Origin of the sequence: Reichenbachiella sp. (assembly GCF_039944555.1) — a bacterium.
Lineage (GTDB): Bacteria > Bacteroidota > Bacteroidia > Cytophagales > Cyclobacteriaceae > Reichenbachiella.
On record NZ_JBDUYN010000006.1, the window covers coordinates 404,837 to 417,285 of the forward strand.

Annotated in this window: 14 protein-coding genes; 9 read left to right on the plus strand and 5 right to left on the minus strand. The window is 39.3% G+C overall.

Features of this window, described 5'->3' with window-relative positions; translation table 11 throughout:
- The first annotated feature begins 173 nt into the window (after positions 1 to 173).
- From ABJD64_RS06430 to ABJD64_RS06465, 8 genes are all read left to right on the plus strand, one after another.
- On the plus strand, positions 174 to 899 hold the full coding sequence (locus ABJD64_RS06430; RefSeq protein WP_348179799.1) for a response regulator: 726 nt from the start codon (positions 174 to 176) through the stop codon (positions 897 to 899).
- Positions 896 to 1,261, plus strand: coding sequence for a response regulator transcription factor (locus ABJD64_RS06435; protein ID WP_348179800.1), 366 nt, complete (start codon positions 896 to 898; stop codon positions 1,259 to 1,261). Before ABJD64_RS06430 ends, ABJD64_RS06435 begins: the two co-directional genes overlap by 4 nt.
- Positions 1,261 to 2,367, plus strand: a complete 1,107-nt coding sequence (locus ABJD64_RS06440; protein ID WP_348179801.1) for a hypothetical protein — start codon at positions 1,261 to 1,263, stop codon at positions 2,365 to 2,367. The genes ABJD64_RS06435 and ABJD64_RS06440 overlap by 1 nt, the downstream gene beginning before the upstream one ends.
- 4 nt (positions 2,368 to 2,371) lie before the next feature.
- The gene (locus ABJD64_RS06445) at positions 2,372 to 3,793 is read left to right on the plus strand and encodes a glycosyltransferase (protein WP_348179802.1); all 1,422 of its coding nucleotides are present in this window, start codon (positions 2,372 to 2,374) and stop codon (positions 3,791 to 3,793) included.
- Entirely contained in the window at positions 3,790 to 4,992 is a 1,203-nt protein-coding gene (locus ABJD64_RS06450) for a YaiO family outer membrane beta-barrel protein (RefSeq protein ID WP_348179803.1), read from the plus strand. The genes ABJD64_RS06445 and ABJD64_RS06450 overlap by 4 nt, the downstream gene beginning before the upstream one ends.
- Positions 4,993 to 5,106: 114 nt before the next feature.
- Positions 5,107 to 6,300, plus strand: a complete 1,194-nt coding sequence (locus tag ABJD64_RS06455; protein WP_348179804.1) for a hypothetical protein — start codon at positions 5,107 to 5,109, stop codon at positions 6,298 to 6,300.
- 169 nt (positions 6,301 to 6,469) lie between these two features.
- Complete coding sequence (locus ABJD64_RS06460; RefSeq protein WP_348179805.1) at positions 6,470 to 6,907, plus strand: hypothetical protein; 438 nt, start codon at positions 6,470 to 6,472, stop codon at positions 6,905 to 6,907.
- Between the two features lie 6 nt (positions 6,908 to 6,913).
- Positions 6,914 to 7,480, plus strand: coding sequence for a hypothetical protein (locus ABJD64_RS06465; protein WP_348179806.1), 567 nt, complete (start codon positions 6,914 to 6,916; stop codon positions 7,478 to 7,480).
- Positions 7,481 to 7,537: 57 nt separating this feature from the next.
- On the opposite strand, the gene ABJD64_RS06470 is transcribed toward ABJD64_RS06465, so the two are convergent.
- Positions 7,538 to 8,605, minus strand: coding sequence for a response regulator (locus tag ABJD64_RS06470; protein WP_348179807.1), 1,068 nt, complete (start codon positions 8,603 to 8,605; stop codon positions 7,538 to 7,540).
- A gap of 289 nt (positions 8,606 to 8,894) precedes the next feature.
- Here ABJD64_RS06470 and ABJD64_RS06475 point away from each other — a divergent pair, with 289 nt between their 5' ends.
- Positions 8,895 to 9,749 (plus strand): universal stress protein, encoded by an 855-nt coding sequence (locus tag ABJD64_RS06475; protein ID WP_348179808.1) that lies wholly within the window; start codon positions 8,895 to 8,897, stop codon positions 9,747 to 9,749.
- A 213-nt stretch (positions 9,750 to 9,962) separates the two neighbouring features.
- On the opposite strand, the gene ABJD64_RS06480 is transcribed toward ABJD64_RS06475, so the two are convergent.
- The 4 genes from ABJD64_RS06480 to ABJD64_RS06495 all read right to left on the minus strand — a co-directional run bounded on the left by ABJD64_RS06480 (position 9,963) and on the right by ABJD64_RS06495 (position 12,436).
- Positions 9,963 to 10,571 (minus strand): rhodanese-like domain-containing protein, encoded by a 609-nt coding sequence (locus ABJD64_RS06480; protein WP_348179809.1) that lies wholly within the window; start codon positions 10,569 to 10,571, stop codon positions 9,963 to 9,965.
- A gap of 11 nt (positions 10,572 to 10,582) precedes the next feature.
- Positions 10,583 to 11,185, minus strand: coding sequence for a YeeE/YedE thiosulfate transporter family protein (locus ABJD64_RS06485; RefSeq protein WP_348179810.1), 603 nt, complete (start codon positions 11,183 to 11,185; stop codon positions 10,583 to 10,585).
- 1 nt (position 11,186) lies between these two features.
- On the minus strand, positions 11,187 to 11,681 hold the full coding sequence (locus tag ABJD64_RS06490; protein ID WP_348179811.1) for a YeeE/YedE thiosulfate transporter family protein: 495 nt from the start codon (positions 11,679 to 11,681) through the stop codon (positions 11,187 to 11,189).
- 89 nt (positions 11,682 to 11,770) lie between these two features.
- Positions 11,771 to 12,436, minus strand: coding sequence for a hypothetical protein (locus ABJD64_RS06495; protein ID WP_348179812.1), 666 nt, complete (start codon positions 12,434 to 12,436; stop codon positions 11,771 to 11,773).
- Positions 12,437 to 12,449: the final 13 nt, after the last annotated feature.

Sequence of the window (12,449 nt, forward strand, 5' to 3'; positions counted from 1 at the left end):
AAGGTCATGAAACACACCATACCAAAGAAAAGAATCACCTTGTTCCGAATTCAAAAATTGATTCGGCAGAATCGGTTCTCCTATCTGTATTTCCACTTGTTTCTTTTGACCCTTATAGTGATTCTATCACTCCAATAATCACCGCGTCAACAATCATTCAAAAACAAACTATCATGAAAATATTACTCGCAGATAAGAGCGCAATCAATCAGCTCATCACGCAGCATATACTTTCCCAGAAAGACATTTCCACAGATTTTGTGAATGATACCGGAGAAATAATGGAAAGGCTGAACGCCGACAACTATTCGTTGATTCTCATGGATTTGAATATGCTGATAAAAGACATGGCTAAAATTCATAAAAATCTGATGACACAATTAAACAAAATTCCCTTAATAGCATATTCCGAATCTGTCTCTCCGGAAGGCTCTTATCCATCAGGAAGCTTACCTATAGATCACATCCTTCACAAACCCTATGAAATGAAAGAGCTCTATCAAACTATTGAAAAATATATTCCCTCCACAGCAGCCACACAGAAAAAAGAAACCTGGGAAGAATTCAAAAAATCACTATTTAAATACGCTGATAATAGTGCTGAATTTGCCTTCGAACTTGTTGATTGCTTTATTGAAAATTATCAACAGTACAAGGAGAATGTAGCGTTGGCACTTACCCAAAAAGATACCAGGCTTTTCAGAGAGGCCCTTCACAAAATCGAAACGAGCAACAAAATATTTGCTGTGTCATCCCTCGATGACTCGGCATCAGAAATAAACATCCTAATGGAGAAATCTTCAAGCGTTAAGGATATTGATGCCATCACGCGGCTTACGCTGGCCTGCAACTCAATTATTGCCAAACTTAATCATGTCAAACAAAACATAAAATTATGAAAAAGATACTGGTATGCGACGATGACGAAGCGTTGATCAGCATGATTCGCTTCAAACTCTCCAAAGACAATTATGGAGAAGTGGTAAAAGTAGCAGACGGGCGGAAAGCCATGCACGAACTCATCTATCATGATTATGATATGATTATTACAGACATACATATGCCTTACTTTTCTGGGTTAGAACTGGTAACATTTGTAAGGGAAAAACTCGGAGACAAAATGCCCATCATTGTACTTTCTGTTGAAGGTGTAGAAAACACAGTGACAGAAGCATTTCAGTTGGGCGCTGATGATTTTATAAGCAAGCCCTTTAGTCCTAATGAGCTATCGATGAGAGTCAAAAGATTGCTTAGTGCCTGATGGAGCCTTCTACCCCTATATTGACCAACGACATTTTCTTTTATGGCTATCTCGTGCTGATTTTTGCAGGTCTGAGTACGATCATAATAGTAGGTATTTTGACCAATCGGCTATTGAACAAGCTGAGTTACAAAAAATCGTTTAAGTCACAAAAAATCATTAAGGACTGTCTCAATACTATAGCGGCCCTGGCACCTGACTCTGAGTTATTCAAGGCAGAAATTCAGGAGGCTCAGTCGATTCTTCAACGAGTCACCCAAGGGTCCCCGCGACTGGCGCAGTTTGTCATTGATCGCTTGTTAGACTTATATAAAAGCCTTACCGGAAAATCAGCTCAGGCATTGAAAGATGTATATGACAATCTTCATCTCTATCGAGTTTCTAAACATAAGCTCATGCAAGGCAACTATGCCATTGTTATTCAAGGCATTCAAGAGCTTGCCGAAATGAAAAGACACGAAGATATCGAGTCCATCATTGGGTTTTTAGATCATTATCATCGGCTGGTAAGGCTCGAAACACGGGTAGCCCTGGTCCGGCTAATTCCTGAAGATCCCTTAATGTGTATGAAGTTTATGAAAGATATCCTTACGAAATGGGAAGAGATACTCATTTACAATAAGTTGAGATCCCTTTCACCTGAGCAAATACCGACTTTCAAAGCGTATTTCAGTCATACCAATTCGACAGTGGTATGCTATAGCATAAACATGGCGGCCAGATTTCTTCAATATGATGCTATCGACCTTATTACCCGCCTGATTTTCCATGAAAACACAGCGATCTGCTGGCAAGCTGTTAACGCCTTAAAGCTTTTACAAGCAGATCAAGCTGCTAAATACATTTTGTTATTGCTTCATAAGACTAAGTCATTAAAAGTAAGGATTGAATGCATAGAATGCTTGGCCCAGATAGGAGACACTCAAAAGTTGGCACCCCTGTTTAGAAAAGTAATTGACAAGTCAAAAAATCCTATGGTTACTAAGACCCTGTCAAAAATATTCGTCGATTGGGACAAAAGCGGAGCTAAGAAATTGTCGAAGAGCAGTTTCAAAGGAAAAAGCAGATTGATGATTTCACATTTCTCTAACCCTCTAATTCACTAAAATCATGTTTTTTGAATACGTCATATCCCTTCTCAACCATCTGTTTGTCACCTATGCTGTTGGCATAACTGGTATTTACTTCATACTTGCGGTCATATCACTGTTTGAAATTTTAAGCTATAGGGATACTAAAAAATACACCAACTACAAGGAGCTTCTTTCCTCACCGTTTGCACCTACGATCTCACTTATCGCGCCTGCTTACAATGAAGGCCTCTCGATAGTTGAAAATATTCGTTCGTTGCTTTCTATCCAGTATAATGCCTACGAGGTAATCATTGTAAATGACGGCAGTTCGGATGATTCAATTGAAAAAATGAAAGCCAACTTTTCACTCGAAAAAGTTCCATTTTTTGTAGAAGAAAAGATCAAGACACAAAAAATAAAGGCTATTTATAAGTCTACCAACAAAGCCCTGCACAGACTATTGGTGATAGACAAAGAAAATGGTGGAAAGGCCGACGCCCTAAATGCAGGGCTGAATGTCTCAAACAAAGAGCTGGTCACATGCATTGACGTGGATTGCATTATTGAACCGGAAGCGTTGCTCAAATTAGTCAAACCATTTGTCAGTGATGATAAAAGCGAGGTAATCGCCTGTGGTGGCGTGATACGCGTGGCCAACGATTGTGTGATACAGGATGGTAGATTATTGGGTGTTAGGTTCCCAAAATCATCCCTGGCTAGATTTCAGGTACTGGAGTACCTCAGGGCCTTTCTTCTCGGTAGAATGGCTTGGGCCAAACTTAACGGACTGATCCTTATTTCGGGTGCACTCGGCATGTTTGATCGTAAAATTGCCGTAGCAGCTGGAGGATACAATACCAACACGGTTGGTGAGGACATGGAACTGATTGTACGGATGAGGGCCTATATGGCTGAGCGGAACAAAAATTACAAAGTGGCCTATATCCCTGATCCGCTATGTTGGACTGAGGTTCCGGAAACTCATCAGGTACTGGGCAATCAGAGAAATAGATGGACACGTGGGACCATTGAGGTTCTCAAACTACACAAAGGCCTGTTTTTTAATCTTAAGTACGGAGTGATGGGACTGCTATCCTATCCTTTTTGGTTTTTTTTCGAATGGTTGGCTCCGATCATTGAAACACTTGGCCTGGTATATTTTTTTATCCTCATTGCACTGGGACATGTATTTTGGCTAAAAGCTATCGCGCTTATCCTGGTGGCATACACGCTTTCTGTCCTTCTTTCAATATCTGCCCTATTGGCTGAAGAACTGTCGTTCGCCAAATACGTGAAAAAATCTGACATAAATAGTATGTTCCTAGCAGCTATACTCGAACCCATATTATATCATCCCAAAGTAGTTTATTGGGCCCTAAAAGGCAATTATGACCTATTGATGGGGAAAAAGAGCTGGGGAAAAATGGTCAGGACAGGATTCAAGAAAGCACAAGCATGAAATATCTTACTACAGCCTTCATTCTTTTTTTTCACCTGATCAGTCAGGCACAAGATTACGAACACTATATGTCTGAAGTCAAGTCCCTGGCGGTATCCAAAAAGTATTATTCGGCAGACTCTCTTGTTAATTTGGCACTTGAGAATTTTGTAAATGACCATGATCTGCTTTGTTTAAAGGCAAGAATATGTTCGTGGCAAGGAAACCTTGTAGCGGCCGATTCGATAGCGGAGTACGTATTGGTTCATTATCCTGAAGATTTAGAAGCTTTCAGAATCAAAGCAACGCTATCTTACTGGTCAGGCCATTCAGAAAAGTTGCTAACCCAGGCTCAGGAATTTCTATCCAGGTATCCAAACGAAATCGTATTCAAATATTATGAAGCCTATGCTTACTACAAGCTTGGCATGGTGGATAAAAGCAACAATCTGGTCAGACAGCTATTAGAAACTAGTTCTGAATACCTACCAGGAATCAGATTACTCAAAGAGATCAAATCTACACACTATAGCTTTTGGGAAACAGAAGTGACCTATGCTCACTTCAGCTCAATTTTAGATCCCTGGCAACAAATCAGAGTGGGTTTTGGAATGAACAAAAAACTACCTTGGAACGGTCACGTACTGGCCGTGAATCGATTCAACGTCAAGGGGTTTAGTCTTGAAATGGAGGCCTATCCGAGACTGACGCGAAAATCTTATGCTTTCATAGTAGCCTCCTATTCTCCAAACAGCTTTATGGCCAACTATACAGCCGGGCTTGAACTGTTCCAGAGCTTACAAAATTTTGAAATCAGCGTGGGTAGCAAGAGATTCAAATTCGATCGCGATGAATTCTTTTTACACAAAGCAAGCCTGGGTTTTTACAAAAAAAAGTACTTCGCTAATTACCAAATCTTACTATCTAAGGCACTCAATACAAACAACTACACGCATATTCTTCGAATGAGGGGCTATCTGGGGTCTGGCCAGTATCTGGAAGGAGTGATCATATCGGGCACAAATGTCCAGGAATATTTTAACCCTGAAGGCACTACTAACATTTTAGAGAACAAAAGTGCAGGATTGAAATATTCAGCTCGCCTTATGGAAAATAGTGCTCTACTTTTTGGCATCCGTGTGCGATCTGAGGAGTATCGATCGGAGTCCTCAAGAACCAGGATAGATTTTCAAATGGGTATTAAAATAAAATTGCACTAGCCAAAATCGTCGGTAATTCACCCAATATCATTTTTCCTGAATTGACCTAGTTTTTCGAATCCTACAGGCATCTACATTTATCCCAGATAATTAAGTAACATAAAATTAATAGAAATGAAAATCTTAAAAATTATTAAACTATTCTGCCTGATGGCAGGGTTCGCCTTGATCGGCTGTTCAGAAGAAGAAGATTCTCAAACCAATAATCAAAATGGAGATTTGGTAGTAAATAACAACTCAGAGGATCTCAGTGTTCGCATTCTGGTGACATCAGATACCGTTGACGTGATTTCGGATGACTCTAACGGTAAGACGGAAAAAACCTTCACTTTGATCAAGACATCAGAGATTTCTTCGCCTGAAGTGAATGGCGAGACATTGATGGCTAATTCATTGGACATGCGTAATAGTCTGATCGCCGTGTCATATAATTTGAGGGGCGATGTTTATGGCGGAGCTGTAGATCTGATGGTATTAAGTGGAGATAATCTAAAATTAACCTCTCAGGTAGTTGCTGGAAATGCTGACGTCAACGCTACATACTTCGACGGTTCCAGGTTGTATCTTGCAGGAGCTGCCACAGGTTCAGACTCTACGGCTTATATATATCAACTTATCGTAAAGGACAATAAATTGGTAACTGAAAGTGCCATGTTTAGCTGGTTGGGTGGCCACACCGCCACCGGATTGGTAGAGGAAGGCAAATATATTTATGTCACCACCGGAGATAATGAAACGACAGGTGGCGGCTTGCATACAAGAAGTCAGAATGACTTAAGTTTTTCCTCTTATAAGCCGCTTCATGATGCCCGCTGGGTAGATATTAAGGATAAAAAAATCTATGTTCAACAAGGAACGCCGGGTAACCTGTCAGTCATCGAACTTGACGATAATAGTCAAATTCAGCAATTTGGATTCACCGGTTTAAATACACCTGAATCAAAATCTACATTTGATATTAGTGGTGATCTCATTTTTCTCGCGTCAGGTTATGATGGTGTTCAAATCATCAATAGAAATACGGGTGCCACAGTTGGTCAAATAGCTATTCCTGAGGAAGACAGTTCAGTAGACATGGTATCGAATTCGGTAACAGTAGAAGGAAACAAAATTTTCATATCCAATGGAGAATCGGTGATTGCGGCCCAATTCGATAATAAGAATGCCGCCAATCCTAATCCTGTCATTTTAGGCACTCTGGATTTGGGAGATCATCAATCTATCAATCACGTCCGATTTCGAAGCAATCGACTTGTTGTGGCATCTGGCCTGGGAGGAGTAAAAATAATCAAGCTTGTCAATAAATAGATTTGAGTTCAGTAGTATGGAGACGGTCTCTTCAGGCCGTCTTTTTTTGTCCCACGATATCTCTTTAGTATTATTTAGTGGATTTACCTATCACATAGTTTACGGATATCACCGCTTGTTAGCAGTTACAAAATCAAAGAGATTTGATCTAAATAAAACAGCGGAAATCATGAAACGTCTTATCATATACTTGTTGCTATCAGTACTCTTATTAATCACACATCTTAGCATCGGACAGCAGATGAGAATAAGCACATTGGCCGAAAAAACTATTATGGGTTTACAGGTAGGCACTGAAGTGAGCTACCGTCTTAAGAACAACATGACATTTGGAGGATTTTATCAACGCAATCTGCGCGGTGCAAATGAAATCAATAACAATGTTTACGAATATACAGGAGGCGCCTTCAGTTTGGCCATCGCCAAGTGTGAGAATATCATGATTAATGCGGTTCTCCGTGGCGGACTAAGCAATCGCAGATTCGTTATCGTTACTCCTGGGATAGACACAGAACTAAAACTGACCAAAATATTGTCGGTCAACTTAGGCATGAGCATAAGAGCAGCTGAGGCCGCTGTGAACGCAAAACTTATTTTAAGTCTGTAACAAATCATGAACCGTATCGCATTATACATGATCATTTTTAGTCTTGCTATGATGAGCTGCGAACCTGAATGGGAAGAGCCCTATCAAGTCTATAAAATCAACAAAGGAACTCACGCCCCTTTAGTTCCAAAGATCTCGTCCTTGCAGTCTGAAACTCTGGTTTTTAATGCCGTTTTTAATGAATCAGCGATATACCAAAATGCGCTGGAAGAAAACCAACAGGACATCAACAAACTAATGGGTTTTGCAGATTGCAATTCCAAACATCATGATAACAGCGCCAGGTTTGGCTGGAGATGGTTTGAAGATCAACTCGAAATACACGCCTACTGCTACGTAAATGGAGAGCGAGTAGTAGCCTATATTGGGACTGTAGAACTAAACGAAAAAGTAGACTACATGCTCAATGTCTCCGATACTCAATATACATTTCAAATTGAAGATGAGGCTCCTATTATTATAAATCGTGGAGATGTATGCAATATTGGTGTTTACTATATGCTCTATCCGTATTTTGGTGGAGATGAAACAGCTCCCCATGATATAAGTATTCAAATCCGTCTGACGTATTAATCAATAGGTTTTTTGGATAGTCGGCTTTCTTTACTCATAATGCCAACCCTTTAGATTTTAGCAATACCCCTGCTTCACGAGTAAATTCAATTTGTCTGCATTGAGAATTTTTATCTTTCCCGCTTCGATCTCAACTAACGCTTCATCTTTGAAATCTGATAAAGTTCTAATTACAGATTCTTGTGCTGTCCCAGCCATGCTAGCCAGATCTTCTCTGGGTATGGTAAACCATTCATACACTTCTGCCTGATTATACTGACCATTGACTTCAAGTAGCTTCTCTGCCACTTTTTGCCTTACGCTATTATATGCCAAATGCAACAGCTGTTCTTCACGCTCGGCCAGATTGTTGGATAAAATTTGTATGAACTTATTGGCGACCGTTCTATTGGCATAAAGCAGATTAAAAAAATCTTCTTTAGGTATTTTGCAGATTTCAACATCCTCTATTGCCATGGCTGACTCGGTATATTCGGCCCCCGCTAATAATGCCTGGTAACCAATGAAATCCCCTCTACCAAACATTCCAGTGATCAACTGTTTACCTTCATGATTAGTCTTATACGTCTTTATTTTGCCCGAAATAATAAAGATCAGAGAGTTGGCGTAGTCCTTTTCCCAGTATATTGTGCTTTTCCTTTTGTACTTTCTCACCTTCCGATCCTCCGAAAGGCCTTGTAATTCTTCGAGGTCTTTTACCTCAAAAATGAACTGACTTAAGCCTGACATATCCGGAGCATAGTCCTTCTTTACTATCTCACTCTTTTTGATCCTAATATCAACTGCATCCAATAATTCACTTTCTTCAAAAGGTTTAGTTAAATAGTCGTCTGCTCCCAAACTCATCCCCTTTCTGAAATCTGCTTTTTCAGCTTTAGCTGTAAGAAAAACAAAGGGTATATGAGATGTTTCATGGTTCTTACTCAAAATATGCAAGACTCCATAACCATCAAGCTCTGGCATCATAATATCACAAACGATTAGATCAGGTTTTTCTTTTTGAGCCAACTCGACACCTTCCTTGCCATTTTCTACTGCCAGTACTTGATAACCGGCCAGCTCAAGAATCTCTGAGGTGTTCTCGCGTACTTCAAGAGTATCTTCTATTAAGAGAATTGTTTTCATCTGTTTATAATTTGATTTTTATTAGTCATATGGAGCCACCATGGAATAATCATTCTCTTTTTAGCCTAATCCTTAAACATGTTGGTTTCATGAGATAAATTTTATTTAAGTATTTGACTATTTGTTCGTACCAAGCCAATCATTTCAAATATAGTAAATCTGTATTGCATAAATGGAGTTGGTTTTGACTACTATCACCATCTTGTCTGACACCTGTCATAACAATCTATCACATCATAACATAGCTTTATTCATTCAAATATTACGAATTCATGTAAATCTAAAAGCCATGAAAAAAATACTAGTCCCCTACGACTTCAGTAGGTACGCCACCAACGCCATGGATTTTGCCGGTCAAATAGCGAAATCAATAAATGGTGAGATCATCTTGCTACATGTCATAGACCCTCCAATGGGAAGCAGTTTTAATACTTATGGTGAAATTGAGCTTGAGGATCAAACTGACAAACTTTATATGTTGAAATTGATAGAAAAAACGGAAGAGACACTTAACGTAGTGGCTACCAATGAAAAATATGAAAGTAACAAAATAGATTACAAGGTGGTTGTAGGAAATCCATTTGAGAGTATAAGTAAGGAAATCTCCGACTCGGATGTGGATCTCATTGTGATGGGAACCAAAGGGTCGACGGGATTGGAAGAATACCTCTTAGGATCAAATACTGAAAAAGTAGTAAGGTTTGCAAACTGCCCAGTGCTATCTGTGCCTAATAAGGTAAATGCAGAATCAATAAAAAATATTGCCTTCGCCACTAACCTTGAAGATGATCAAGATTTTATTGTTAAGGAATTACAAATGTACCAACATCTTTTTGGAGCTACCCTCCATCTGGTATGGGTAAACACGTTTCAGGTTAATCAAGACTTAGAAATGGTTAAAAACAAGCTCAATGAACTAGCAGAGCGAAATGAGTTGACCAAATTTGAAGTTCATATTTACAATGCAATCAATGCTGAAAGAGGTATTATGCATTTTGCCGAATGGCAAAATATGGACATGATAGCTCTGGCTACACACGGTCACAAAGGTCTGGCTCATTTATTTATTGGAAGTATTGCGGAAGACATTGTGAATCAAGCTAAAAGACCGGTTTGGACTTATAGCACTCACCCAAAGGCTTAATTGCCTCTACGAGGTTGTCTCGTAAAAATTATAGGTCAAAATCAGATTCGAAAAGGGCAGAATACTGTCGTATTCAGCAAAAAGGTAACTTGTTTTATGAGAGGTGAAAAAAATCGTTCAGTTTCCTATAAATATGGACAAATTCACTTGAAGGCTATTTTGAACCACCATTTCGAAGAAATATTATTACAGACAGGAATATACTTTTTAAAATTAGCTACACCCGCCTGCCACTCTTTTTTTCTTTTTACCCCCTTGTGGTAGAATAACTTTAAATTCTATTTTTGGTAGTGCTTTGGCTCCAGTGAAATGCATCCGAGCCGCCAACCTTTTATTATACAAATCAATTTCTTCTTGAGAAGCTATTTGTCCTGGGGCTTGAGGATCCAGAATTTTAGAATTCCATGATTCCAAACCACCCTCTAGTATATAATTATTTGGGTAGCCTTTTTTTGCCATAATCATCCAGACCTGTTTTGAAATCGAATCACTTTTTGCGTAAATGATATTTTTCCTATTGTCCTGATCGAACAAATACTCAAAGTTTTCATTGTAGATGCTATCCAAAGGAATGTTGATCGCCCCTGGCAGCAGTTTTTCTAAAGCATCGATAGATCGTAAATCAATAAGCTGGATAGATGGATCACCGCTGATTAGCAAATGAGCTAATTCATCTACCGATACGTATTTAGATTCCATTAGCGTTTCCCAAGACATTTCTTCTCCTTTTAATTCCTTAGAGTCGCCATCCTTGCCCGGCATTACGGCGGCTACAACTCCTAGCATTAAAATCAGTATTGAAAATATTTCGCGTGTTTTCATGTATTTATTATTTAAATCTCTTTTGTAATATCGGGTCTTGCGAATTTCTTTTCTGCCCATTCACCCACCCAAAACATCATCACGGCAGCTGCAATTATTAACAAAACCATTAACCCGTCTGTGATATCAAAAGCATTGGAAATCTTCAGACCTCCCAGATAGTTGTTAAGATAAATGTCTTTCCAAAAAGGATAAGTTTCACCGAAAATAAATATTCCAATCAATGACCCCATAAGGTAGAAGATAGCATCAATTTTACCAATTGCTGCGGCGCACACGCCAGTACCGGGGCAAAAACCTCCTACAATAAACCCTAAGCCCATAATTACCCCTCCCAGGACGGCTGAGGTCACGTAGAACTCGTTGATATAAACAATACTCATATCAATCATATTAAAGTTATTGAGGAAGGTAAGACCAAGTAAGGCCACTATTGCTGCCGTAAAAAACACCTTAAGCACTGTGGCGTCATAGCCATAAAACATTCCTGCTAACTTACGGCTGGAAGAAAACCCTGCCTGCTCAAGAGCGAACCCAAAACCCAGGCCTATTCCAAAGGCTATGAGGAAGTTCAATTCTTGTGAAATTTCGTATATCGGTATTATAGGTCCCATATCAAATCCATGTTTTTCTGAAGAAATAAGCAAATAAATAAGCCGTGCCAAATATGGCTATCATGGTCACAAACCCGGCCACTGATAAGGTGGCCATACCACTCAATGCGGCACCACTCGTACAACCCCGCCCCAACTGTGAGCCAAAGCCAAAAAGCACCCCTCCTGCTACCGCTAATACGATTCTTTTGGTGCTGGTAATTTTGGGTGAGTGCTCTGTTTTCCAACCGAGTCTTCCTGCCAATGCTCCTGACAAAAAGCCGCCGATCAAGACTCCAAGTACTTGAAATACCAGCCAGCTTTTCATAGGATTTTTACCATCAGCGATGTACTTGGCATAAAACCCAGACGCTTCTACCTTATCATGGGATACTGCGTCCAGAGTGCTCACCACCACGCTCTTAAAAGCTCCGCTGGCTCCTAATCCACGGCCGGTCAAATAAAAAGACAACAGAAGTACAAAACCCAGGATTATCCCCGCGATATATGGATTCATGTACTTTGTTTTTCTACTTATATAATTATGATGTGACATAATATTTTATATTTTTTTAAAGTATCACACAAATTGTTTGTAATATGTGTTTATCCAATTACTTCTAAGTATGCCCCGATCCATTCATTCTTCTCAATTAATTTCTTAACTCTTTCTGAGATAATAATGGGTCGGTTCGTATTCCATCCACTACCAAACCATTCATGGGTTCTTACAAAGTCTGGTTGTCCACTAAAAACATCACTATTAAATTCTAATTTCTGCCCATGGGGGAAGTTATATTTCAAATGTCCACAAAAGGGGCCTTTGACCAACTTACTCCCACTGGCTTTTAAAAAGTCTAACATCTTTTCATCTGTCGGCATATCACAGTTTTCAGTTGTAAGGTTATCTCCAATTAGCCCTTTGGATAGGACAGTATCAACATGTATCTGATAAATCGATTCTATAGGTTTATCAGTTTCATGAATTACTGGCTGGGAAAACCGAACGCCGGTTATGCCATTTTTTTCAAATTCAGTTTTTACAGATTCATGAACAAATATTTGATCAAATATCCAATTCAATCCAATAAACTGATTATGTCTTATATCAGAGTCATTTTTAAACCGAAAGGGGTTCACCTGAACAATTCCAATACCACAAGTTGGACAACCGGTGTCTGGTTTATAAGTTCGATCTAAATATCCAAAATCATCTTCAGGTTGTGGATATCCAAATTGTCTAGTTGATATTTGATACCAGTTGTTTTTCATTTTTCTTATTCTA